This is a genomic window from Variovorax sp. Varisp53 (genome assembly GCF_059491555.1).
Map to the genome: position 1 here is coordinate 3,147,283 of NZ_CP168512.1, position 24,453 is coordinate 3,171,735.

Here is a 24,453-nt window from a genome sequence, read left to right on the forward strand (position 1 = left end):
CGCCGTTGATGCTGTATCTCATGCTCCTTTTTCCCGCGCGCCTGGTGCGTGCCACGATGATTCCTCCCTTCTCGATTGCAGGATAACCACAGGTTGTCTCGGCGCTGGCGCATGAGGAGGTCGATCGTCATTGCGCGCAGCGTTCGCGCCGTGTGCTTAAGCCTGCTCGCGGCCGGCGCGTTCGGCGCCGCCTGTGCGCAAAATGCGATCAAGGCGGTCGCAGGCTCCATCCAACAGGGCGTCGAGGTGATCCAGATCGATCTGGCGCAATCACTCGCCGCCGTGCCCAGCGGGTTTTCCGTCCAAAACCCCGCGCGCATCGCGCTGGACTTCCCCGGGGTCGCAAACGATGTCGGACGCGCAGCCATCGAAGTGAATCAACCCAACCTGCGCTCGATCAATGTGGTTCAGGCAGGCGAGCGCAGCCGGGTGGTATTGAATCTCAGGCAGCCGACGCCGTACAAGGCAGAGATACGAGGCAATTCGCTGCGGGTCACGCTGCAGACCGTTGCCGAGACACGGTCGCCGGAGCCATCCGCACCGGCAGACGCCGCGACGGCGCCTGTTCGCGGCGGGCCGATCACGCTGAACTTCGCCAATGCCGACATCGAGGCCGTGGCCCGCACCATGGCGGTGGTCACGGGCCGCGACGTGGTGGTCGACCCGCGCGTCAAGGGCACGATGAACCTGGTCACCGACCGTGCGATCCAGCCGGCCGCCGCCTTAGACCAGTTTGCCGCGGCGCTGCGGCTGCGGGGCTTCGCGTTGGTAGAAGCCGACGGCCTCTACAAGGTGGTGCCCGAGGCCAGCGCCAAGCTGCAGAGCGGCACCGTCAACACCTCCATCAGCGCCACCGCGTCGAGCGGCGGCAACCAGATCGTCACGCAGATCTTCCGGCTCAACCACGAGTCACCGAACAACCTGCTGCCGGTGTTGCGCCCGCTGATTGCACCGAACAACACCATCAACGTGAACCCGGGCAACAACTCGCTCGTGATCACCGACTACGCCGACAACATGCGCCGGCTGGCGCGCATCATCGCGTCGCTGGACGTGCCAAACGCGTCTGACATCGAGATCATCCAGCTCAAGCACTCGATCGCCACCGACATGCTGCCGCTGATCACCCGTCTCGTCGACGGCGGCGGCTCGGGTGCTGCGGGCGCCGCCGCACCGGGCGTGGCCGACACGTCGTTCCACACCACGCTGCAGGCTGATCCGCGCAGCAACTCACTGATCCTGCGCGCGGCCAATCCTGCACGGGCACAACTGGTGCGCACGCTGGTCGAGAAGCTCGACCGCATGCCCGCAGAGAGCAGCAACGGCGCGGCCGGCAACATCTACGTGGTCTACCTGAAGAACGCCGATGCGGTGCGGCTGGCGGCCACGCTGCGCGCCGCGATGGCGGCGAACCAGCAGAGCATCACGCCGGGCGCAGGCGGCGGTGCCGTGCCGCAACAAAGCGCGCCGCAGGCCATGCAGGTGAACCTGAACAACAACCAGGGCGGCGGTTCGGCCGCGGCCAACGCCCCGCTCAACAACGCCAACCAGCCCTCCACCGGCGGACAGATCCAGGCCGACCCGTCGACCAACTCGCTGATCATCACGGCACCCGAGCCGCAATACCGCCAGATGCGCGCGGTGATCGACCGGCTCGACGGGCGCCGCGCCCAGGTCATGATCGAGGCGCTGATCGTCGAGGTCAGCGCCAACAAGGCCGCGAACTTCGGCGTGCAGTGGCAGAGCGCACTGGGCAACAACGCGGTCATCGGCACCAATTCCAGCCTGAACAAGACGAACATCCTGGCGCTGACCCAGGCGCTGGCCACCCGCAATGCCGCCGGCCTGGCAACGTCGATCCAGCCGGGGCTGAACCTCGGCATCGCCGGCAAGATCGGCGGCCAGTACATCCTGGGCGCGATCGCGAACTTCTTCAACAGCGACGGCGACGCCAACGTGCTCTCCACGCCCAACCTGCTGACGCTGGACAACGAAGAGGCCAAGATCATCATCGGCCAGAACGTGCCCTTCCCCACCGGCTCGTATGCCAGCACCTCGGGCTCGGTGGGCGTGAACCCGTTCACCACCGTCGAGCGCAAGGACGTCGGCCTCACCCTGCGCGTGCGCCCGACCATCAACGAGAACGGCACGGTGCGGATGACGATCTTCCAGGAGACCTCGACCGTCGACCAGAACTCGCTGAGCAACCCCAACGGCCCGACCACCAACAAGCGCTCGATCGAGTCCAGCGTGCTGGTGGAAGACGGGGGCCTGGTCATGCTGGGCGGCCTGCTGTCGGACACCTACAACAACAACATCGAGAAGGTGCCGCTGGCCGGCGACATCCCGGTGCTCGGCAACCTGTTCAAGAACGAGAACCGCACGCGCAGCAAGAGCAACCTCATGATGTTCCTGCGCCCCGCGGTGATGCGCGACGGCGCTTCGTCCGAGGCCTTCGCCTACGACCGCTACGACGAGATCCGCGGCCAGCAGCTGCAGACGCAGCCGAACACCGACAACGTCATGCTGCGTGGGGTGAACGCCGCGCCGGTACTGCCCGACTCCGCACTGCAGCGCTCGAACAACCGCGGCAGCGGCAGCACCCGCATGGAGGGCACGCAGCCTATTTCGCCGCCGCCGGCCGATACGCGGAAGCTCGCTCTGCCTGCGGGAAGCTGAGGGACTGCTTGAGGTCGCTCGGGGTGCGATCCCGCCGACGGGGTACCTTGCTCCGCGAATGTCCCCCGGCCTTCGGCCTCCTCCTTTATTTCGCTGCGCAAGGCACCCCGCCGGCGTGATCGATCAGAGCCGTCGTTGATCGGCCGGCACTACGACAGCGTCCCTCGTGCACAGGACATCGGGTACTCCCCGCAGCGAAATAAAGGAGGAGGCCGCAGGCCGGGGGACATTCGCGGAGGGGAGTACCCGGTGGCCTGTGCACGCACCCCGAACAACAACGTGCCCAACAGAAACTGAGAAGATCCAGAACATGACCCCATCCCAGACCGCTCTCACCGACGCACTCGTGGCCGCGCGCCGCGGCAACCGCACCCTCGATGCCACGCTCTGGACCGACGCGCTCGAAACTGACGTCCAGGCCTATGAAGTGCAGGACGCCGTCGCGGCCGCGCTCGGCTGGTTCGACGCTCAGCCCGTGCCCGGCGTGTGGAAGTCGGGCGGCGGTTCGCGCAGCGCGACGCTCACACATGCGCCACTGCCTCCCGCCGGTGTGCGCCAGAGCCCGGCGAACTTCAGCGACCTCGTGTTCCACGCGCCCGGCATCGAGGCCGAGATCGCCTTGCGGCTCGGACAGGAGGTTACGCCGGCACAGGCCGCGCAGCTCGATCACGACAACACCGCATCGCTCATCGACGCCATGACCGTGTCGGTCGAAATCGTCGACTCTCGCTGGCAAGACCTCGCCGCCACACCCGCCCTGCTGCGCCTTGCCGATTCGCAGGTGCACGGTGCACTCGCGCTCGGCGAATGGACGCCCTACGCCGCCGTCGACTGGGCCTCGCAGCGCTGCGAAACGAAGGTCGGCAACGCAGAGACCGTGGTGCGCGAAGGCACACATCCGCTGGCCGACCCCGCATGGCTGCTGCCGATCTGGCTGCGCCACCTGACCCGCCACGGCCAGACCGTTCCCGCGGGCACGGTGGTCACCACCGGCTCGTGGGTCGGCATCGTGCCCTGCCGGCGCGGCGATCAGGTGACGGTGGAGTTTGCCGGCATAGGCGCCGTCCGCTTGATCGTGTAGCGCTCGCCGCCCACCCCCGAGCACGCCACCAGAAAGTCGAGCACCGCCCGAACCCGCGCGGGCAGCGTGCCGGCCTTGCCGATGTAGACCGCGTGGATCGGCTCCACCTCTCCCGGGTTGAACTCTTCGAGCAACGGCACGAGCCGACCGGCGTCGATGTCGTGCTGGATGTGATACAGCGACAGCCGCGCCACGCCAGCCCCCGCGATGGCCAGCCGGCGCAGCGTTTCGCCATCGCCCGCGCGCACCGGACCGGCCACGGGCAGCCACACCATGCGGCCGTCGACACGCAGCGGCCAGTCGGGCGAACTGCGCCGGTAGCTCCAGCCCAGTCGGTTGTGCGCCTCCAGCTCCTGCGGCGTGCGCGGCGTGCCGTACTTCGCGAGGTAGTCTGGCGCGGCGACGATGGACTGGCTGGTCCCACCGAGCCGACGCGCCACGAGATCGGACGACGGCAATTGGCCCCAGCGGATGGCGATGTCCGCGCGCTCATCCATCAAGTCGACGATGCGGTCGGTCAGCGCAATGTCGAGCGTGATCTGCGGATGCTGTTCGAGCAGGCGCGGCACCAATGGCACCAGCTTGTGGTGCCCGAACGAGACGCTGGCATTGATGCTCACGCGCCCGCGCGCCGCCGCACCGGCCGCCGCGCAGCGCTCGGCCTCGTCAATGTCGGCCAGCACGCGCAGGCTGCGTTCGTAGAACTCCGTGCCTTCGGGCGTGAGTTGCAGCTTGCGCGTGGAACGGTGCACGAGCTGGATGCCCAGGCGCAATTCGAGCCGTGCCACGAGCTTGCTCACGGCCGAAGGCGTCATGCCCAGCAGGCGCGCCGCCGCCGAGAACCCGCCGGACTCGACCACCTGCACGAAGGCTTCCATCTCGCCGGAACGGTTGACGTCGATACGCGGCATGGCCCCTCCGATCTATGAATTCAAGTCACAAGTATGTGTACCAGCGGCATTCTAGTCATCGGTGACTTTCGTCCGCACAGTACAGGGCATCATGCCAATCGCTCTAATCGCCCTCACCGCCGGTGCCTTCGGTATAGGCACCACCGAGTTCGTCATCATGGGCCTGCTGATGCAGGTCTCGACGGATCTTCACGTCTCCATCACGGCCGCCGGCCTGCTGATCTCGGGCTACGCGCTCGGGGTCGCGGTCGGCGCGCCGGTGCTCACCATCGCCACCCGCAAGCTGCCGCGCAAGACCGTGCTGCTCGCGCTCATGGGAATCTTCACGCTCGGCAATCTCGCCTGCGCCGTGGCGCCCAACTACGAGATGCTGATGGCCGCGCGCGTCATCACCTCGCTGGCGCACGGTACCTTCTTCGGCGTCGGCTCGGTGGTGGCCACTGGCCTGGTGGCGCCCGAACGGCGCGCCTCGGCCATCGCGATCATGTTCACCGGCCTGACCGCCGCCACGCTGCTGGGCGTGCCGGCCGGTGCGTGGCTGGGCCTGGAGTTCGGCTGGCGCTCGGCCTTCTGGGCTGTGACGCTGATCGGCGTGCTGGCCTTCACGGTACTTGCGGTGTTCGTGCCGCGCGTGAAGGGCAAGACCGGGTCCGCGCCGCTGCGTGAAGAACTGGCCGTGCTGGCGCGCCCGCAGGTGCTGCTCGGCCTGGCGATGACGGTGCTCGGCTTTGCCGGCGTGTTCGTGGTGTTCACCTACATCCAGCCCTTGCTCACGCAGATCACCGGCCTGTCGGAGTCGGCCGTGTCGCCGATCCTGCTTGTGTTTGGCGGCGGGCTGGCCGTCGGCAATATCCTGGGCGGCAAGCTGGCCGACCGCGCGCCGATGGCCGCCGTGCTCGGTACGCTGGCTGCGCTGGCCGTCGTGCTGGGTGCGATGCAGTTCACCATCGGCACGCCGTTCACGGCGGTGGTGTTCGTCGGCCTGCTCGGCGTGGCTTCGTTCGCCACCGTGGCGCCGATGCAGTTGCGGGTGCTGGAGAAGGCCTCGGGCGCGGGCCAGAACCTCGCGTCGAGCCTGAACATCGCTGCCTTCAACCTCGGCAACGCGCTCGGCGCCTGGGTCGGTGGCGTGGTCATCGACCATGGGCCGGGATTGCGCGCGCTGGGCTGGACGGCGGCGCTGCTCACGCTGGTGGGCCTGATGATCGCGCTGTGGAGCCGCTCGCTCGACCGGCGCGAACCGCGCAATGTGCTGGGGGACAGCGCTTCGGCGCGGGTTTGATTCACCGGCGGTCGCAGCCGCCGAATTCAGTGCTGCCGCGTGATCAGATCGCTGCGCGCGCCCTCAACAGGCATGAAGAACTCGAACCGGTCGCGCCCCGCCGCCTTGGCGTTGTAGAGCGCCGTATCGGCCCGCGCCAGCAACTCCTCTGCGGTGACGGAGGAATCGGCCGCACGGTGAAACGCGATGCCGACGCTGGTCGTCACCTTGATGCGCCGGCCGTCCACCGTGAAAGGCGGCGTGTGGATGCGCTCCACGATCTTTGCTGCAACAGTGGCCGCGGTGTCCGGTGCGGTCAGGCCTTCGAGCACGAGCACGAACTCGTCGCCCGCCAGCCGGGCCACCATGTCGGTGCCGCGCACGCAACCCAGAAGCCGCCGCGCATATTCGGTGAGCACCGCATCGCCCACCGCATGGCCCATCGTGTCGTTGATGGCCTTGAAATGGTCGATGTCGAGGAACATCAGCGCCATCGCATTGCCCGCGAGCCGCCCGCGCAGCACCGCCCCGGGCAGGTACTCGTTGAACGCCAGCCGGTTGGGCAGGCCGGTGAGCGTGTCGAGCCGCGCCAGCTCGATGAGCTTGTGCTCCACCACCTTCAGTGCCGTGATGTCGTGCGCCAGCGAGAAAATGCCGTGCGTCATGCCGTCTTCGCGTACATCGGGCACGTAGGTGACCTGCGTGATGCGATCGAAGCCCTGGCGCTGCATGCGGGCCTCGAACTCCGCCCGCTCCCCGCCCAGCGCCCGCGCGAGCATCGGCTGGCGCGACTCGTACACCTCGCGGCCCAGCACGTCCTGCACCTGGCGCCCCAGCACCTCGGCCGGGTCGAGCCCGAGCCATTCGCGGCTGGTGGCATTGGCGAAGGTGATTTTCTCGTCGCGGTCGATGTAGGTGATCAGCGCCGGCATGTTGTCGGTGATGGCGCGCAGGCGCAGTTCGCTCTCGGCCAGGCGCAGCTCCGCCTGCTTCAGCGCCGTGATGTTGAAGGACATGAGGTAGAAGCCGACGACCTCGCCGCGCAGGTTCTTGTCCGGCATCAGGTTGGCCTGGAAGTACCCCTCCCTGCCATGCATCGGAGCGCGAACCGGGAAACGCACCTTCTTGCCCGAGAACACCACGGGCAGGTAGGGCTTGAGCTGCGCATGCACCGCCTTGCCGAGAGCCGAGCGCAGGGTCGTGCCCTTCAGCGAAGCGCTCTGGTCCAGCCCCGCCGTCTGGCGTGCCCTGACGTTGGCGAACAGGCAGTTCTGCTCACGGTCGAAATAGCCGACCAGCGCCGGGATGTTGTCGGTCACGTCGCGCAGCCGCTTTTCCTGCTCGGTCAGGGCCCGACGGATGTTCACGTCCTCGGTGATGTCGAAGGTCATCGAGAACACGCCGCGGACCACGCCGTCGGCATCGATGTCGGGAATGTAGTGGGCCTTGAACGTGCGACCGCCAATGCCCAGCGCCGGGTCGCCGGACTTCTCGAGGATCACGGTCTCGCCGGCCAGCGCGCGCCGGAAGCTCGGCTCCACCAGCGCGAAATCCGCGGGGCCGCGCACTTCCGGCATCAGGCGGCCCACCAGCGTCTTGTCCTTGTGCAGGGCCCGCACGTGCGCATTGACGAAGGTGTAGCGCATCGACGCATCGACGTGCGACACCATCGCCGGGATGTTGTCGGCAATGATGCGTACCTGAGCCTCGCTGTGCGCAAGGCTGAGCTCGATGGCGCGCCGCTGCGCCATCAGTTCGTCGAAGGTGCGCGAGAGATCGCCGATCTCGTCGAAGGCGTAGGTGCGCGCCGCCGCGGTCCCGGTAGACGCCTCCTGGGTGGATTGCATGTGCTGGTGCAGTTCGGACAGCGGCTTCAGCTGCCGGCGCACCACTGCCAGGGCCAGCGCGCCCGCGGTCAGCGCCAGCGCCAGTGCCCCGAACCACGCACCGCGTTCGATGGCATTGATGCCCGCGAAGGCCTCGCTGCGCGGGTACATGGCACCGACGATCCAGTTCGCCTGCTCGGCGCGGTCGAAGGCATAGAGGCCACGCACGCCGGCTTTGTTGACGCCCTCGCTCGAGCCCTGGAAGCCGGCCAGCGCGCGAAGGACCTCGGGGTCGCCGCCGCCGTTCGCCTGAATGTGGTTCAGGATGCGCGAGGTGTCCGGATGGTCGACCACGATGCCATCCGCGGTCGTCACGAACAGATAGCCGGTCTTGCCGAACTTGATGTCGGCGAGCGCACCCAGGATGTTGCGATCCTTCAGGTTGATGGCACCCGAGATCACGAACCTCACCTGTCCCGCGTTGTCGAGCACCGGCGCGGTGATGGCCACCTGTGCCAGCCCGTTGAGCCGGTTGCGGTACGGCTCGGATACGAGACCGGCCCGGGACGCAACCGTTCGCTGGAAATAGGGCCGATCCTTCACGTTCACGGTACCGATGCGGTTCGCACCGTTGAGGTTGGCCACGAGGTTGCCGTCCATGTCGAGGAAGGCGACGTTGTCGAAGGCCTGACGCAGCGAGGCGTGCCTTTCGAGGAAGGCCTGCAGCGGCACGGTGTCCTGGAAGTCCTGCGCTTCCACGCTATCGCCGAAGGTCTGCAGCAGGATCAGCCGGCTGCCGAATTTCTGGTCGATGGAGTCGGCGATGGCGGCCACGCGGGAGAGCTGCTCGGCCTCGATCGAGGCTCGCATGTTGCTCTTGACGAAGTGCAGAGCGAAGGTGGCAATCGCGAAGGTGGCCGTCAGGACCACCGCCATCACGCCGAGGCTCAGGCGTGTGTGCAAACCGAACCGGAATTTCGAGAAACCTGTTTGAGTCATTGAACTGTTCGGACCGGTACGTTGCCGGAGGGAATTTCCGGACAGTATCGGTGCGATCCACGCACCGGCAAAGGGCTTGGATGCAGGGCGCGGCGAACCGCTCCATGACTCGGGAAAAATGATCACCTTTGCCTTACTTTTGTTCGGACAAGGACCGGTCTGCCTGGCAAACATCTGTAGCCCCCGACCGCGCACGCGCACGCGGGGCGATCAGTGCATCGACGAGGCTGTCCGCGCGCTGCTCCGCGCGCCGCATCGAATCCGCAAGCTGCTCGCCGCCGAATTCGTCGGACTCCACCGCCGCCTCGAACACTTCGGTGATGCCGATATACCCGAGCGCCGAACGCACGCTGCTCTCAGTGTGGTTGAGGTGCGCGACGCGGCCGCCCGCGTCGTAGCCATGGTCGCCGCGCGCGCCCAGCAGCACCACGCGCTTGCCCGCGTCCGCCAGCAGTGGCCAGTACGGCACCGCGCCGCGCGAACGGTCGAAGCCGAAGGTGCGGCCCACGCGCACGATGTTGTCGATCCAGGCCTTGAACTGCGCGGGCACGCGGAAGTTGTAGATGGGCAGGCCGATCACGACCACGTCGGCGGCAACGAGCTGGTCGACGAGCCGGTCGCTCTCGGCGAGCGCCTCGGCCATCCATGGCTCGCGCGCGGCCGGCGGCGTGAAGGCCGCGTGGATCCAGCGGCCGTCGACGTGCGCGGGTGGCTGCCGGCCCACGTCGAGGTAGTCGATGCGGTCGGCGGGCCGCGCCTTGCGCCAGCGCTCGACGAAACGCGCCGAGAGGCGGCGCGTGTGCGAGCCGTGGAGGTCGGTGTCGGAACGGCCCGGTCGGGCGCTGGCGTCGATGTGGAGGAGGTTCATGGTCATGGTCTTGATGGATGAATTGGTATCTTTCGTCCCGCGCGGCCGGAATGGTGCGCAGGCCTTGAATCTAGGTTCACGAGCCACTCATCACAAACGACGATTTCTCCACACATGAACGAGATTGGCTCATCCATCCGCCCTCTCCGGCGGCTGCCTCCCCTGCTGTCACTTCGCGCCTTCGAGGCTGCGGCCGCGCACCTGAGCTTTCAGCGCGCGGCGCTCGAACTGTCGGTCACGCCGTCGGCCATCAGCCACCAGGTGCGTGCGCTCGAAGACACGCTGGGCCAGCCGCTGTTCCGCCGGCTCACGCGGCAGCTCGCGCTGACGCCAGCGGGCCAGCGGCTGTTCGCCGACCTGCGCATGGGCTTCGACATGCTCGAAGCCGGCGTCGACAAGCTGCGCCGCCCGGCCGCGTCGCAGGCCGTCACCCTTACCACCAACACCGCATTCGCCGCGCGCTGGGTGCTGCCGCGCATGGAGGCGTTCCGCAGGGCCTGCCCCGGAGTCGAGCTGCGGCTGCATGCGAGCGACACCTTGGTCGACCTGGCGCGCGGCGACGCCGACATCGCTGTTCGCTCGGGCCACGGCAACTGGCCGGGGCTGGTGTCGCGCGAGCTGATGCCCGAGCGCTATGCGCCTTTGTGCAGCCCGATGCTGGGCCTCAAGCGCGCCGCAGACCTGCCGAGGCACCAGCTGATCCATTGCGACTGGCAGCCGCAGGCGCTCGCACCTGCCGTGTGGACGCGCTGGTTTCGCGAAGCCGGCATCGCGCCGCCGAGGGGGCGCGCGATGAAGGCCTCGGGCCTGTCGTTCTCCGACGAGACACACGCGACGCTGGCCGCGCTCGCAGGACATGGCGTGGCGCTGCTGAGCCTCACGCTGTCGGCCGAAGAGCTGCGCAGCGGCGCGCTGGTGCAGCCCTTCGGTCCTGCGCTCGACACCGGCAGCTACTTTCTGGCGGTCGCACGCGGCAGCGAGAACGAGCCGGCCGTGCGGGCAGTGTGGGAATGGATCGCGTCGCAGGCCGCACCGGAGCCGCAATCGCGAGGCTGAGGACAAGCTGGACGCAGAACTTGCAGGCTGTCGCAGTTCTCGTGGAGACTCGCGTTCCAACAACAAAGTGAGGAGAAGTCATGACGAGGTTTGCCCGCATCCCTCTTGCCATCGCAACAGGCGCGCTTCTTGTAATGGCTTTGGCTTCATGTGGAGGAGGCGGCGGGGGTGGCGGAGGCGCAGGCATCGGCATAGGGCTGGGTACGGGTTCTGGAGGAACGACACCGGTCACCGGCGCCCCCGAGCTACCTGCACGCGAGGCCCTCATCGCTCGCGCGAGAACCTTCGAACTCGACACGCCCTACGTGCCGCCACCCGGTGATCCGCTGGAGCACAACACCTCGGGCTACGCCAAGACGATGTGCTCCGCCGCATTCATCACCGGACTCGATCCCGGATTCGCCGTCGAGAGCGTGGGCTACTTCACAGGGCCCTACGACCAGCGCAAGAAGGTCGGCACGCCGGTGGTCGACCGCGACAAGAAGGAAGTCCGCATCGCCATGCCCAATGGGCCGACGCTGGTGGCGCGCTACTACGGTTCGCAGGGCTGCATCACGCTGCCAGCCGGCAACGACGGCGTGTTCTTCACGCCGGTGGCCGTCAAGAGCGCCCTGCCCGATCCCTCGACCCAGCCGTGGCCCATGGGCGACGTGACGCCCGCCGGTCCCGCGCCCGGCATCGACACGGCAAAGGTGGGCCAGGCAGTCGACGCGGCCTTCGAGCTGCCGGAGGCCTACACCGCAGCCTTCGTCGTCACGCACAAGGGACGCATCGTCGGCGAGCGCTACAGGAGCGGCATCACGGCGACCACGCCGCTCGAATCGTGGTCGATGGGCAAGAGCGTGACCGCGACGATGCTGGGCGTGCTGATGAAGCAGGGCGAATACCGGCTCGACCAGCGCGCGCCGATTCCCGAGTGGCAGGCCGCCGGCGACAAGCGCCAGGAGATCCGGATCGCGGACATCCTGCACATGTCGAGCGGGCTGCGCATCAAGGCACCCGATGACCCGGACTTCGACCCCAACGGCACCTACCCCGACCACACCTACCTCTACACCGGCCGCATCAACTCGTTCAACTACGCGGCCACCCGCCCGCAGCAGTGGCCGCCCAACACCGTCGGGCGCTATCGCAATACCGACCCGGTGCTGGCGAACTACCTGATCCGCCTTGCTGTCGAGAAGCGCGGCGAGGAGTACCTGTCGTTCCCGCAGAGAAACCTGTTCGACAAGATCGGCATCCGTACGATGACCCTGGAGACCGATCCGTATGGCAACTTCCTCGCGCAGGGCTATGACTTCATGTCGGCACGCGATTGGGCGCGCCTGGCCAACCTGTATCTGCAGGACGGCGTCTGGAATGGCGAGCGCATCCTGCCCGAAGGTTTCGTCAAGTTCGTGAGCACCCTTGCACCGGCCTGGGCGGCCGACAAGCGCCCGATCTACGGCGGGTTCTTCTGGTTGAACGGCACGAGCACGTGGCCGGTGCCGACCACGGCGTACTACATGCTGGGCGCGGGTGGGCAGACGGTGCTGATCGTTCCTTCGCACGACCTGGTGGTGGTGCGTCTGGGCCATGACAAGGGAGAGCGGGCATCGGCCACGAGCCTGCGAAAGGCGCTGTCGCTCTTGATGCAAGCCGTGCCCAGTTCGTCGTGAGCAACAGAGACCTCCTCGTTTCCCACTTCTGGAGCGGTGACGCCATCCGCAGCCGAAGCGTGAGCGATCTCGTGCTGACGAACACGCTCGACGTGCCCGCGCCACCTGCACGCCTGCTTGCGGATTGGGAGAGAGAGATTTCTTCGCACCTGTTGCTGGAACCCGGCGACGTCGAGCCGCTGCCCTTGGTCCGCGCGCGTGCACGCTGGCCGGACTACCGGCTCTGCGTGCAGGCCGTATCCGACTGGACGCGCACGCTCGGGCTGCCCGAGGTGCTTGCCTCCAGCGACGTCGCCCTCATGGCTTGCCGCGGCGCGAGGTACCACCATGACGGTGCGCAATACGGCGGCGCGGCCTTCTGCAATCTCTTCGTGAGCGAGGAGAAGGGGCTGGACTTGCACTTCCCCTTTGCAGGTCATCGAATCCCCCTTGTCCGGGGTACTGCCGTGATATTCGATACCGGCCAGCCTCATGCCGTCATTCGACGCGGCAGCAGCGGCTTCGATGTGGCCGACTTCGCGCCGGGCCAGGATTGCACGCAAATGTTCCTGACCTGGGAGCTTCCGATCGAAGACACCCATGTCGCGCGCGCTCTTCAGATCACTTTCGACGTCGACCCCTCGACCTCGTCACAACTGGAGGAAGAGCAGGTCCGGCTGAACGGCGAGCAGGCCGCCGTGTGCCCTAGTACCGGTCAGTGGCGCAGTGGCGAATGACCGTCAGCGGTTGACTGGAACAGCCCCGGCCGCCAGTTCCTTCAGGCACGCGCTGACCGCCTGGGGCGGTGCCTTTTCGTGACAGCGCGCTGCCGCCTCGCGGGCAACGGATTCGCTCAAGCGCCGCTCCCGCGCGGCCTCGACCTGGAATTCGACGACCCATTTCATGAGCATGGCCATCACGATCAGCAGTCCGATCAGGGCGGCCACCAGCGTCATGCGCCAGTCCTGAATGCGAAGGATCGACGCTGCGGACTTGCTCGCCGCGGGTGCTGTAGGTTCTTGCAAAGCCATTTAGCGCGGGAGGTCTGGAAAGACCCACATGCTCAACCCAAGAATCAGGCCGGCTCCCAGCGACACGATGGCCGCGGTCATGAGCATCGATGCCGCAACGATGTTGGGAACCCGAATGGCCCCGACCACGAAGGCAACGGCCGCCAGGATGCACAGGAGCACCGACAACCAGGCCATGTATGCCGGCCTGAGCTGGGTCGCCAAAGGTTCGTCCGGGCTGATGTCGGACAGGAACGGGGTGCGCATGAATTGCCTCCTCTTGCAAGATGTCGCGGCGGATCGGCTCAGGTTGACCTTGGGTCAAGCCCCTTCGGATCCGCTTGCAACTGCCCCTGAACTTCACCAAGAAAGTTACAGGGAGAGGTTATGAAAAATATGCGCCCTGGCTAAGGGAGTAGTTCGCAAACATCGCGCATGAAGAGCCGGTGCAGGCAGAAAGCTCGAGTGCCTGAGCAATATTTGACATATGTCAAAACCCGGCTCGTCCGCGTCGAAGCGCGGCGAGTTGCAGGCTTCTTGAAAAAGAAGCTCGAGGTCAGGCCGAGCGAAGCTGCTCGCGCAGCTTCTGCCCGATCTCCGGGCGTTCCAGGAATGGGTCGGCCGGATTCGTGATGGAGACGATGTTCTCCATGCGGCTCTTCACGTTGCCCAGCGCCTTCGGATGGCTGAACACGTAGAACTGGTTGGCGCTGATGGCGTCGAACACCTTGGCCGCCACTTCGGCCGCCGTGATCTTGCCGCTGCTCACCGCCTTGTTGCTCATGGCCTGGCCGATGAGCTGGCTCTTGGTGAGCTCGCTGTCCTTCGGTGCATTGGGCCGGTTGCGCTCGCTGCTGGTGATGCCCGTGGGCACGAAGTACGGGCACAGCAGGCTCGCGCCGATCTGGTCGGTGACGAGGTTCAGGTCCTGGTACATCGTCTCCGTAAGGCTCACGACTGCGGCCTTGGCCGCGTTGTAGATGCCCATGTTGGGTGGCGTCAGCAGGCCGGCCATGCTCGCGGTGTTGGTGATGTGGCCGCGATAGCCCGGGTCCTTGGCTGCCGCTTCGAGCATCATCGGCGTGAACAGGCGCACGCCGTGGATCACGCCCCACAGGTCCACGCCCAGCACCCATTCCCAGTCGGCCACGGTGTTCTCCCACACCAGGCCGCCAGCGCCCACGCCCGCGTTGTTGAACACGAAGTGCGGCGCGCCGAAGCGCTCCTTCACGGCCGCGGCCAGCGCTTCCATCTGTGCCGCGTTCGACACGTCGACCTTGCGCGCCAGCACCTGAGCGCCAGCGGCTTCCATTTCTGCCTGGGCCTTGTCGAGCGCATCCTGCTGCACGTCGACCAGCACGAGGTTCATGCCGCGGGCGGCGCCGATGCGCGCGCACTCCAGGCCGAAGCCCGAGCCCGCGCCGGTGAGAACGGCGGTCTTGCCCTTGAAGTCCTGAATCATTGGGTGCTTTCCTTTGGTTGACTCTGCATCGGCTATTGGAACGCTTTGCCCAGTGGTTGGCTGTCGTTCGTGTGACGCGCGCCGCGAGCGGTTTGTGGCGGATCCAAGCCGGGACCCCGCTCCCAGCATCCGTGACGGGGACTCGAAGCTCCTGACGTTGATTCACGAAGTCACGCACTTCGACGACACCTTCAGCTCATTCGATACCTGGTACGGCACGAAAAACGCAAGGGATCACGCTGAAGACCCGAGGTCCCGCGTCAACGCCGACAGCATCGCCGGCTACATTCTTGGTGTTGTGGCGAAGGCATCCATATGAAATACATCTTCAGGCCTTTGCTCGTCGCCGCCGTGCTGGCGAGCTCGAGCGCCATGGCCTGCAAACCTGTCGTGGTGACAAGGCTTACTTTCGCCGAGGGCTCCGCCGACCTTGAGCCGGCTCAGATCGCGAAGCTGGCGAATTTCGTTGACCGAGCGAACTCGACCTTCACCAAATACCTCGAGGTTTCGATCGATGGAGGGGCCACCGTCAAGACTCCGGGCAGGACGCCCGATGAAGCGGCCCGACTGGCAGAACAGCGAGCCCGAAAGGTGACCCAGGCATACAGGCAGTTCCAGCCGAACGAGATCAAGCTGGAAACCACTTCGAATATTTATGAAGACAACAGGATGTCGAGGGAAGCAGGCAACGACTTTGTCGTAGTCCAGTTTCACCCCGACTACGAGGCGCTGAAGCTGCCCGACTGCTCTCCAGTCCCGATCCCGGGATTCAAGCGTTAGGCAGAGCGTCGCCAGCCACGGCGAACGCCTCTAGGCATCAGCCTTCTTCAGCACATACCCGATGCGCGGAAAGTGCACGTGCACCGTGCCCACTCGCTCGTGGCTGCGCTCCAGCGTGTAGTGCGTGCGCGTGGCCGCGACCAACGTGCCCGGCGTTTCTTCCAACCCGAAGCTCTCGGCGCGGACGGTGACGTCGCTGCCGAGCGGAATGCCGTGGTCGTCCTGGAAAGTGCTGTCGGTCAGCAGCGTGTGCGGCGTCGCAGCCTTGGCGACTGCAATGGCCTCGTCGCTCGTGAACTTCTCGGGCACACCATGGCCGATGGCGGCCATGCGGTCCATCCAGTCGATCACCGCCGGCGTCAGGTCGAGGATGGTGCGCACCGACTCGATGCGGCGCGTGTACCAGAGCGGGTGATAGGCCGAGAAGTCGGCGATGGTGGGCACCTCGCCCAGCAGGTAGGGCTTCTCGTCGAGCATGTCCGACAGGCGGCGCAGGTACGACTTGTAGGCGCTGGCGGCATCGGCCGGGCGCAGGCGGGTCATGTTGCCCGCGCTCATCTTGCCGCGGTCTTCGCCGAAGGCCTTCGCGGCTTCGGGCGGCGCCTTGGCGAACACCTCGGCCGCGCCCTTGGGCTGCAGGCTCCAGGCCATGGCGGACCAGAACAGCGTGGTGTCGGCCCACTGCGCGAGGATGCGCGACATGCCTTTCTCAGGCTCCGGGTACAGCGTGGGTTCGGGTTGCAGATGTTCCAGCACGTCGGCGATGAGCGCGCTGTCGCAGTACATGTCGGCGCCGATCTGCAGGAACGGCGTCTTGCGGTAGCCACCGGTGAGCACCTCCACGTCGGGCTTGGGCATGATCGGCGGGATGAAGACCGATTTCCACGGCAGCTTCTTGGCGCCGAGGATCAGGCGCACCTTCTCCGAGAACGGCGAGGTCAGGTAGTGGTGGAGGATCAGGTCGGCCATGGTGTTTCCTGTGGGACTGTCGTTGTGTGTTCAGCGAGGTTGCGCGCGCTGGATGATCGAATCGAAATCGGTGCCCGCGGCCAGCGTGCCGAAGACATTGCCCCAGTCGCCGCCAAGGCGCGAAGCACAGAAGGCGCCGACGACGGCGGGGGGCGCGGTCTGCGCGAGCAGCGCGCCCTGCACGGCCAGCGCCACGTCCTGCGCGAGGCGTCGGGCCTCGGCTTCGGAGGCCATCGCTTCGATGCGCGCCGGCAGTGCGTCGGCGAGCCGGTCGAGCGCGGCGTGCTGGCCGCGCGCGGGTGCCAGCTCCTTCGCCAGCGCGGCCACTGCATCGCCCTTGCGCAGGCCGCGCAGCAGGTCGAGCGCCATGATGTTGCCAGCGCCTTCCCAGATGGAGTTGAGCGGCATCTCGCGGTAGATGCGGGCCATGATGCCTTCGCCGCCCTCTTCCACATAGCCGTTGCCGCCGAGGCACTCCATGGCTTCCTGCGCGAAATGGCTGCCGCGCTTGCAGATCCAGAACTTGGCGACAGGCGTGAGCAGGCGGGCCATCAGGCGCTCATGCTCGTCGGTCTGTTGGTCGAAGGCCCTGGCAAGGCGGATGGCGAGCGCGGTGGCGGCTTCGCTTTCGAGCGCGAGGTCGGCCAGCACGTTCTTCATCAAGGGTTGCTCGATCAGCGGCTTGCCGAAGGCGTCGCGCTGCGCCGCGTGGTTGAGCGCGATGCCCAGCGACTGGCGCATGAGGCCGCTGGTGCCCAGCGCGCAGTCGAGCCGCGTCATCGTGCCCATCTCGAGGATCTGCGGAATGCCGCGGCCCTCCTCGCCCACGAGCCATGCGCTTGCGCCCTGGAACTCGACTTCGGAACTCGCATTGGCCTTGTTGCCGAGCTTGTCCTTCAGGCGCTGGATCTGGATGCCGTTGCGCGTGCCGTCGGGCAGCACGCGCGGCAGGAAGAAGCAGCTGAGCCCGGCCGGCGCCTGCGCCAGTACCAGGAAGGCATCGCACATCGGCGCCGAGAAGAACCACTTGTGTCCGGTGATCGCATAGCGCTCGCCCCATGCGTCGCTGCCGTCGCGCACGGCCCGGGTGGTGTTGGCCCGCACGTCGGAGCCGCCCTGCTTCTCGGTCATGCCCATGCCCATGGTCACGCCGGGCTTGTCCTTGAAAAGCTTCAGCGCCGGGTCGTACCAGAGGCTGCCGAGCTTCGGTCCCCAGTCGGCGTACACCCCTGCATTGCTGCGCAGCGCGGGCGTGGCCGCATAGGTCATGGAGACGGGGCAAAGAATCGAAGGCTCCAGCTCGGTGAAGAGCATGAAGCCCGCCGCGCGCAGCACGTGCGGCGAGGCCGAGGTGCCGGTCCACGGCGTACCGTGCAGGCCCGCGCCCACCGCGGCGGTCATCAACGCGTGGTAGCTCGGATGGAACTCCACCTCGTCGATGCGCCGCCCGAAGCGGTCGTGCGTGTGCAGCTCGGGCGCGTGGATGTTGGCGAGCCGTGCATGCGCCTGCATGCCGGCTGTGCCGAGAGTGGCGCCCAGTTCGTGCAGCTGCGTGGTCTGCAGCGCGGGCGCGTTGAACTTCAGCGCATCGCGCAGGGGCCGGTTGGTGTCGAAGAGGTTGTAGTCCACCAGCGGCGTGGGCTGGTTGAACACCTCGTGCGTTGTTGCCATGACCGGCCTCCTTTGCCGCGCGTTCAGTTCATCGGGGGCAATCAGATCAGCTTGACCAGTTGCTTGCCGAAGTTCCGGCCCTTGAGCAGGCCCAGGAAGGCTTCAGGCGCAGCTTCGATGCCCTGCGCGATCGACTCGCGTGGCTTGAGCTTGCCGGTGCCAACCAGTGTGCCCAGCTCCGTCAGCGCCTCGGGCCACACTTCCATGTGCTCGCTGACGATGAAGCCTTCGATCTTCATGCGGTTGATGAGGATCAGCGCGGGGTTTGCCAGCGGCAACGGCTGGCCATCGTAGCCAGCGATCATTCCGCACAACGCCACGCGGGCGAAGGCGTTGGCGCGCAGCAGCACGGCGTCGAAGATGTAGCCGCCGACGTTCTCGAAGTAGCCGTCGATACCGTTCGGGCAAGCTTCCTTGAGCGCGGCGCTCATGGTCTTCACGTCGGGGTGCACGCGGTAGTCGATGCAGGCGTCGAAACCAAGCTCGTCGGTCACGTACTTGCACTTGTCGGGGCCGCCGGCAATGCCGACCACGCGGCAGCCGCGCGCCTTGGCCAGCGCACCGAAGGCGCTGCCGACCGCGCCGCTGGCGGCGGTGATGACCACCGTTTCACCGGCCTTGGGCGCAATGATCTTCACCAGTCCGTACCAGGCGGTAACGCCGGGCATGCCGACCGCGCCGAGGTAGTGCGACAGCGGCACATGCGTGGTGTCGACCTTCTTCAGCGCGCCGGGCTGCGAGGCGTCGACCACGCTGTATTCCTGCCAGCCGCCGAAGCCGACCACCTTGTCGCCCACGGCATACCGGGGGTGCTTGCTTTCGACCACTTCGCCGACGGTGCCGCCCTGCATGGTCTGGCCCAGCGGTTGCGGCTGCGCGTAGCTCTTCGAGTCGTTCATGCGCCCGCGCATGTACGGGTCGAGGCTCATGTAGTGGTGGCGCACGAGCACCTGGTTGTCCGCGAGCGCGGGGGTCTCGGCGGTCACGAGCTTGAAGTTGCCCGCCACGGCTTCGCCGTCAGGGCGGTTGTCGAGATGGATCTGCTTGTTGGTAGGCATGAAAAAAGTCTCCGGGAATGTGGTCGTGTCAGTCGGTCGATGGCGGTCGCATCTCGTTGACGCTCGAGGGGCCGGTAGGCAGCCGGCGCTTCACGTACTTGAAGGTGCCGGTGGCGTGGGCGCAAACGCGCTCCTGTTCGTCGTAGATTTTGGCCTCGGTGAAAGCCAGCGTCGCCGTCCGGTGAATGAGCGTGCCGCGCGCGTGCAGCGGGCCCACTGAAGGCTGCATGAAGCTGGTCTTCATCTCGATGGTGACCACGCCGGTCTCGGGCGCCACGCTGCGCGCTGCGGCCGCCATGGTGATGTCGAGCAGCGTCATGCAGGCGCCGCCGTGCGTCACGTCGAAAGTGTTCAGGTGCTCGGGCTTGGCGGTGTAGCAGATCTCGGACTCGCCGCCCTCGAACTTCGTCAGAGAAAAGCCCAGGTGGCGCGCGAACGGAATCTGGCTCGTGTACGAGCGGATGTTGATGTCGCTGGAATCGGAAGAAGAAGACATGTCAGGCAGCACCCAGCACGACGCTCACGCCGCCGTCGACAGCCAGCCATTGGCCGGTGATGTGCTTGCCGGCATCGCTCGCGTAAAGCAGCGTCAGGCCCTTCAGGTCTTCGTCGTCGCCCAGGCGGCCGAGCGGCGCCTGCGCGGCCATCTTCTCTTCGCCCAGCGACTTGATGAGGCCGGCCGCCATCTTCGTCATGAAGAAGCCCGGGCAGATCGCGTTCACGGTGATGTTGTACCTGCCCCATTCGGCAGCCAGCGTGCGCGTGAAGCCGATCACCGCGGTCTTCGAGGTGTTGTAGGCCAGCGTCTGCATCTCGGGCGGGTTGCCGTTCAGCCCGGCGATCGAGGCGATGTTGATGATGCGGCCGGTCTTCTTCGGGATCATGTAGCCGTTGGCGATCTGCTGCGACAGGATGAAGTAGCCGCGCACGTTGAGATTCATCACCTTGTCCCAGGCCTCGACCGGGTGGCTCTCGGCCGGCGCGCCCCAGCTGGCGCCCGCGTTGTTGATGAGGATGTCGACCGCGCCCATGCGCTGCAGCGTCTCGTCGGCCAGGCGGCGGGTGTCTTCTTCCTTCGAGCAGTCGGCGGCGATCCAGCGCGCGTCGATGCCCGCGGCCTGCAGTTCGGCGGCGGCCTGCTCCAGGTCGTCGGCCTTGCGCGAACTCAGCATGATCTTCGCGCCGGCTTCGCCCAATGCGTGTGCCATCTGCAGGCCCAGGCCGCGCGAGCCACCGGTGATGAGGGCGGTCTTGCCGGTGAGGTCGAAGAGTTGCTGGGTGGTGCGTGCGGTCATGGTGCGGTGTCTCCGTTAGGCGTTGGATTTGTCTTTGTCAGTCCGGGAAATGCCGCGGAACCGGCTTTGCCGGGCCGCAGGCGTTTTCCCCTGCAAGGGGGTTGGCGAAGCGACACGAAGTGCGCGCAGCCTGGGGGTGAGTCAAACCATGTAGTCCATGCATTGGCGGGCTTCGCGCACTGCGCCGATGAAGGGCTTCAACGCCACGTGCTGCGGGTGATCCGCATAGGCCGCAAGCGCGGCAGCGTCGGTGAATTCCGAGTACAGGATCAGGTCGTAGGTGGCTTCGAGCCCGGGTTGGGCAATGGCCACCTCGAAGCGCAGCGTGCCGGGCGACAGCTTGGCGCAGGCGTCGAGCAAGGCCTTGGCTTTCAACAGGTTGGTCGCCTTGTCGGTGCCTTCGGCGTGTTCCTTGAACTTCCACATCACGATGTGCTTGAGCATGGTGGGCCTCGTTACTTGCTGGTGGGGTTGTCGTTGGGCAGGCGCGAGCGCACGTAGATCAGCGCAAAGCCGATCAGCGCCACGACGCCGCCAGGCACGGCGATGGACCAGCCCAGCGCGGCGTCGGTGCGGCCGGTGGCGATGCCCACGATCACGACGAACAGGCCGCCGTAGATCAGGATCCAGATCCACTTCTCGAGCCGCGCGTGCGGCTTGGGAGGCTTGACGGAAGGGGTGTTGTTGCTGGGGTTGGCGTTCGGCGAATTGGTAGTGGCCATCAAAAGGCGTCCTCGGGCAAAGCGGTACAGGTCGGGTCGCGGGTTTCGACCACGTTGAGCCATGCGCCGATTTTCGGCAGCTCGTAGTGGAAGAAGTAGTCCGTGGCGCCGATCTTGCCAGCTGTTACCGCCCTCGCCTTTTCCGCGTCGATCTGCAGGGCCTTCAGGGCCACGTCGAGCCAGATCCAGGCCAGTACCGTGTGGCCGAAAGCCTGCATGTACGGCACCGCATTGGCCAGCGCATCGGCCGGGTCGCCGGTGGACCAGGCGGCCTCGGTGGCGCTGCCGATGCGCTGCAGCGCGGCGCCCAGCGCCTCGGCGTGCGCCGCCAGCGCCGGCACCTTGGCCGCTCGGACGATGGTGTCTGCCATGCGCCCGGCCAGCAGCTGCAGGCCGCGGCCCTTCTCCATCAGCACCTTGCGGCCCAGCAGGTCGGCGGCCTGGATGCCGTGGGTGCCCTCGTGGATCATGTTCAGGCGGTTGTCGCGCCAGTACTGCTCCACCGGAAAGTCGCGCGTATAGCCGTAGCCGCCGTGCACCTGGATGGCCAGCGAATTGGCCTCCAGGCACCACTCGCTGGGCCAGCTCTTGGCGATGGGCGTGAGCACTTCGAGCAGCAGGCGGGCGTCGTCGGCAGCCTGTGCATCGCCGGTCTTCTGCTCGTCGACCAGCCGGGCGCAGTACAGCTCCAGCGCCAGCGCGCCTTCGCAGTACGCCTTCTGTGCGAGCAGCATGCGGCGCACGTCGGCGTGCTCGATGATGCGCACCTGCGGCGCGGCCGAGTCTTTCGCAACCGCGGCGCCGGCGGCGTCCGGCTTCTTCACCAGGCGGCCCTGCGGCCGGCTCCTGGCGTATTCGAGCGAGGCGTGGTAGCCCGCCATGCCCAGCATGGTGGCCGCCGTGCCGACGCCGATGCGCGCCTCGTTCATCATGTGGAACATGCAGTGCAGGCCCTTGCCGGGTTCGCCGACGAGGTAGCCCACCGCGCCGGCCTTGCCGCCGACCGGGTACTTGCCCTCGCCGAAGTTCAGCAGCGTGTTGGTGGTGCCGCGCCAGCCCAGCTTGTGGTTGAGGCCCGCGAGCGCCACGTCGTTGCGCTCGCCCGTGAGTTCGCCCTGCGTGTCCACCATGCGCTTGGGCACGATGAACAGCGAGATACCGCGCGTGCCGGGCACCAGCTTGCCGTTCTCGTCCGGGATCTTGGCCAGCACGATGTGCACGATGTTCTCGGTCAGCTCGTGGTCGCCCGCCGAGATCCACATCTTGTTGCCCGTGAGGCGGTAGCGCGGGCCCAGCGGATCTTGTTGAAAGTCGTCGCCGTCGGGCACGGCGCGCGTGGCCACGTCGCTCAGCGACGAACCTGCCTGCGGTTCCGACAGGCACATGGTGCCGGCCCAGCGTCCGGAAAATTCATTCTTCGCGAACACCTCTTTCTGCATCTCGGTGCCGTGCACCATCAGCAGGTTGGCGTTGCCGCTCGTGAGCATGTTGGAGCCGATGCTCACCGAGGCCATCGCGAAGAAGCTGTTGGCCGCCGCCTGCATCGTGTAGGGCAGCTGCATGCCGCCGATGTCGTAGTCCTGCGCCGCGCTCATCATTCCCGATTCGACGAAGGCCTTGTGCGCGTCGTGCGTGGCCTGCGGCAGGATGACCTTCTCGCCGTCGAAATGCGGCTCCTGCGTGTCCACCGTCCGGTTGAACGGCGCGTACTTCTCGCGCGCGATGCGCTCGCAGGTGTCGAGCACCGCGTCGAAGGTTTCGCGCGAGTGGTCGGCGAAGCGTTCACGCTGGTTGAGCGACTCGGCGTCGAGCCAGTCGTAGAGCAGGAAGTCGAGGGTGGGACGAAGGCTCATGGCTGGATCTCGGTGTGAATGAACGCGCGGGTTCTGCGCCAGGAACACCGCGGAACCGGCTCAGCCGGGCCGCTGGTGTTGCCCCCGGAAGGGGGTGGGCGGAGGCGACACGCAGTGCGCCGCAGCCTGGGGGAGAGTCAAATGATTTCGAACACGCCCGCGGCACCCATGCCGCCGCCAATGCACATCGTGACCACGACCTTCTTCGCGCCACGGCGCTTGCCTTCGATGAGCGCGTGGCCCGTCAGGCGCTGGCCGCTCACGCCGTAGGGGTGGCCCACGGCGATGGCGCCGCCGTCAACGTTCAGGCGGTCGGCCGGAATGCCGAGCTTGTCGCGGCAATAGATCACCTGCACGGCGAAGGCTTCGTTCAACTCCCACAGGTCGATGTCGTTGACCGTGAGGCCCAGGCGCTTGAGCACCTTCGGGATCGCGAAGACGGGGCCGATGCCCATTTCGTCGGGCTCGCAGCCAGCCACGGCAAAGCCGAGGAAGCGGCCGAGCGGCTTCAGGCCCTTCTGCTGCGCGTACTTCTCGTCGACCACCACGCAGGCGCCGCCGCCGTCCGAGAACTGGCTGGCGTTGCCGGCCGAGATCAGGCCGCCAGGCATGGCCGAGCGGATGCCGCTGATGCCTTCCTTGGTGGTGCCCGGGCGGATGCCTTCGTCGTTCTCGACGGTGACTTCCTTGGTGCGCAGGCCCATCACGGGGTCGGCCACGCCAGCCAGCACGGTGATGGGGGCGATCTCGTCCTTGAAGCGGCCGGCTTCCAGCGCGGCGGTGGCCTTCTGCTGGCTGGCGGCGCCGTATTCGTCCATGGCGTCGCGGCCGATGTTGTAGCGCTTGGCGACCTGCTCGGCCGTCTGCAGCATGTTCCAGTAGATCTCGGGCTTGTGCTTCACGAGCCACGGGTCGGCCAGCATGTGCTTGTTGGCTTCGTTCTGCACGCACGAGATGCTCTCGACGCCGCCGGCCACGTACACGTCGCCCTCGCCCGCGATGATGCGCTGGGCGGCGGTGGCGATGGTCTGCAGGCCCGAGGAGCAGAAGCGGTTGATGGTCATGCCCGAGGTGGTGATCGGCAGGCCGGCGCGCAGCGCGATCTGGCGCGCGATGTTGGAGCCGGTCGCGCCTTCGGGCGTGGCACAGCCCATGATGACGTCATCGACCGAGGCGGGGTCGATGCCGGCGCGCTGCACGGCGTGCTGCACCGCGTGGCCGCCGAGCGTGGCGCCGTGCGTCATGTTGAAGGCACCCTTCCAGCTCTTCGCGAGCGGCGTGCGGGCGGTGGAAACGATGACGGCGCTGGTCATGG

At 66.8% G+C, this 24,453-nt stretch carries 22 protein-coding genes; 7 read left to right on the forward strand and 15 right to left on the reverse strand.

The annotated features are described in order from the left end of the window. Positions 1-111 precede the first annotated feature (111 nt). Together gspD and ACEOAB_RS14755 are read left to right on the forward strand one after the other, a co-directional pair. Positions 112-2,679, forward strand: coding sequence for a type II secretion system secretin GspD (gspD, locus tag ACEOAB_RS14750; RefSeq protein ID WP_495653814.1), 2,568 nt, complete (start codon positions 112-114; stop codon positions 2,677-2,679). Between the two features lie 310 nt (positions 2,680-2,989). Beyond that, positions 2,990-3,760, forward strand: coding sequence for a fumarylacetoacetate hydrolase family protein (locus ACEOAB_RS14755; RefSeq protein ID WP_413749985.1), 771 nt, complete (start codon positions 2,990-2,992; stop codon positions 3,758-3,760). Here the strand turns inward: ACEOAB_RS14755 and ACEOAB_RS14760 are convergent. Next, a complete protein-coding gene (locus ACEOAB_RS14760) occupies positions 3,709-4,671 on the reverse strand; it encodes a LysR family transcriptional regulator (protein ID WP_413749986.1) in 963 nt (320 codons plus the stop codon). The genes ACEOAB_RS14755 and ACEOAB_RS14760 overlap by 52 nt on opposite strands. A 91-nt stretch (positions 4,672-4,762) precedes the next feature. Here ACEOAB_RS14760 and ACEOAB_RS14765 point away from each other — a divergent pair, with 91 nt between their 5' ends. Next, complete coding sequence (locus ACEOAB_RS14765) at positions 4,763-5,953, forward strand: MFS transporter (protein ID WP_413749987.1); 1,191 nt, start codon at positions 4,763-4,765, stop codon at positions 5,951-5,953. Positions 5,954-5,979: 26 nt separating this feature from the next. Here the strand turns inward: ACEOAB_RS14765 and ACEOAB_RS14770 are convergent, their stop codons facing one another. After that, on the reverse strand, positions 5,980-8,757 hold the full coding sequence (locus ACEOAB_RS14770) for a sensor domain-containing diguanylate cyclase (RefSeq protein ID WP_413749988.1): 2,778 nt from the start codon (positions 8,755-8,757) through the stop codon (positions 5,980-5,982). 133 nt (positions 8,758-8,890) lie between these two features. Then, positions 8,891-9,631: an FMN-dependent NADH-azoreductase gene (locus tag ACEOAB_RS14775; protein ID WP_495653815.1), complete on the reverse strand. Its 741-nt coding sequence runs from the start codon at positions 9,629-9,631 to the stop codon at positions 8,891-8,893. A gap of 108 nt (positions 9,632-9,739) precedes the next feature. Between ACEOAB_RS14775 and ACEOAB_RS14780 the strand changes: the two genes are divergently transcribed. The 3 genes from ACEOAB_RS14780 to ACEOAB_RS14790 all read left to right on the forward strand — a co-directional run bounded on the left by ACEOAB_RS14780 (position 9,740) and on the right by ACEOAB_RS14790 (position 13,055). After that, positions 9,740-10,681, forward strand: a complete 942-nt coding sequence (locus tag ACEOAB_RS14780) for a LysR substrate-binding domain-containing protein (RefSeq protein WP_056590454.1) — start codon at positions 9,740-9,742, stop codon at positions 10,679-10,681. Between the two features lie 80 nt (positions 10,682-10,761). After that, the gene (locus tag ACEOAB_RS14785) at positions 10,762-12,339 is read left to right on the forward strand and encodes a serine hydrolase domain-containing protein (protein ID WP_056590457.1); all 1,578 of its coding nucleotides are present in this window, start codon (positions 10,762-10,764) and stop codon (positions 12,337-12,339) included. Continuing rightward, complete coding sequence (locus ACEOAB_RS14790) at positions 12,336-13,055, forward strand: hypothetical protein (RefSeq protein ID WP_056590460.1); 720 nt, start codon at positions 12,336-12,338, stop codon at positions 13,053-13,055. Before ACEOAB_RS14785 ends, ACEOAB_RS14790 begins: the two co-directional genes overlap by 4 nt. A 3-nt stretch (positions 13,056-13,058) precedes the next feature. On the opposite strand, the gene ACEOAB_RS14795 is transcribed toward ACEOAB_RS14790, so the two are convergent. From ACEOAB_RS14795 to ACEOAB_RS14805, 3 genes are all read right to left on the reverse strand, one after another. Then, entirely contained in the window at positions 13,059-13,274 is a 216-nt protein-coding gene (locus tag ACEOAB_RS14795) for a general secretion pathway protein GspL (protein WP_082572017.1), read from the reverse strand. 75 nt (positions 13,275-13,349) lie between these two features. After that, positions 13,350-13,595, reverse strand: coding sequence for a hypothetical protein (locus ACEOAB_RS14800; protein ID WP_007832741.1), 246 nt, complete (start codon positions 13,593-13,595; stop codon positions 13,350-13,352). 289 nt (positions 13,596-13,884) lie between these two features. Continuing rightward, positions 13,885-14,790 carry an SDR family oxidoreductase gene (locus ACEOAB_RS14805; RefSeq protein WP_056590467.1) on the reverse strand — a complete coding sequence of 302 codons (906 nt, stop codon included), beginning with the start codon at positions 14,788-14,790 and terminating at the stop codon, positions 13,885-13,887. Positions 14,791-15,105: 315 nt separating this feature from the next. On the opposite strand from ACEOAB_RS14805, the gene ACEOAB_RS14810 reads away from it, so the two are divergent. Continuing rightward, the gene (locus tag ACEOAB_RS14810; protein ID WP_056590475.1) at positions 15,106-15,570 is read left to right on the forward strand and encodes a hypothetical protein; all 465 of its coding nucleotides are present in this window, start codon (positions 15,106-15,108) and stop codon (positions 15,568-15,570) included. A 30-nt stretch (positions 15,571-15,600) separates the two neighbouring features. Here the strand turns inward: ACEOAB_RS14810 and ACEOAB_RS14815 are convergent, their stop codons facing one another. The 9 genes from ACEOAB_RS14815 to ACEOAB_RS14855 all read right to left on the reverse strand — a co-directional run bounded on the left by ACEOAB_RS14815 (position 15,601) and on the right by ACEOAB_RS14855 (position 24,451). Next, positions 15,601-16,539, reverse strand: a complete 939-nt coding sequence (locus tag ACEOAB_RS14815; RefSeq protein ID WP_056590477.1) for a glutathione S-transferase family protein — start codon at positions 16,537-16,539, stop codon at positions 15,601-15,603. 30 nt (positions 16,540-16,569) lie between these two features. After that, complete coding sequence (locus tag ACEOAB_RS14820) at positions 16,570-18,210, reverse strand: isovaleryl-CoA dehydrogenase (RefSeq protein ID WP_056590480.1); 1,641 nt, start codon at positions 18,208-18,210, stop codon at positions 16,570-16,572. 41 nt (positions 18,211-18,251) lie between these two features. Next, positions 18,252-19,268 carry an NADP-dependent oxidoreductase gene (locus ACEOAB_RS14825; RefSeq protein WP_056590483.1) on the reverse strand — a complete coding sequence of 339 codons (1,017 nt, stop codon included), beginning with the start codon at positions 19,266-19,268 and terminating at the stop codon, positions 18,252-18,254. Positions 19,269-19,296: 28 nt separating this feature from the next. After that, positions 19,297-19,764 (reverse strand): PaaI family thioesterase, encoded by a 468-nt coding sequence (locus ACEOAB_RS14830; protein WP_007832732.1) that lies wholly within the window; start codon positions 19,762-19,764, stop codon positions 19,297-19,299. A 1-nt stretch (position 19,765) separates the two neighbouring features. Further along, entirely contained in the window at positions 19,766-20,563 is a 798-nt protein-coding gene (locus tag ACEOAB_RS14835) for an SDR family oxidoreductase (protein ID WP_056590485.1), read from the reverse strand. Positions 20,564-20,704: 141 nt separating this feature from the next. Further along, positions 20,705-21,007, reverse strand: a complete 303-nt coding sequence (locus ACEOAB_RS14840; protein WP_056590488.1) for a Dabb family protein — start codon at positions 21,005-21,007, stop codon at positions 20,705-20,707. 11 nt (positions 21,008-21,018) lie between these two features. After that, entirely contained in the window at positions 21,019-21,285 is a 267-nt protein-coding gene (locus ACEOAB_RS14845; protein WP_056590491.1) for a hypothetical protein, read from the reverse strand. Continuing rightward, entirely contained in the window at positions 21,285-23,138 is a 1,854-nt protein-coding gene (locus ACEOAB_RS14850) for an acyl-CoA dehydrogenase (RefSeq protein WP_056590494.1), read from the reverse strand. The genes ACEOAB_RS14845 and ACEOAB_RS14850 overlap by 1 nt, the downstream gene beginning before the upstream one ends. A gap of 137 nt (positions 23,139-23,275) precedes the next feature. Further along, on the reverse strand, positions 23,276-24,451 hold the full coding sequence (locus ACEOAB_RS14855; protein WP_056590497.1) for an acetyl-CoA C-acyltransferase: 1,176 nt from the start codon (positions 24,449-24,451) through the stop codon (positions 23,276-23,278). Between the last annotated feature and the right edge of the window lie 2 nt (positions 24,452-24,453).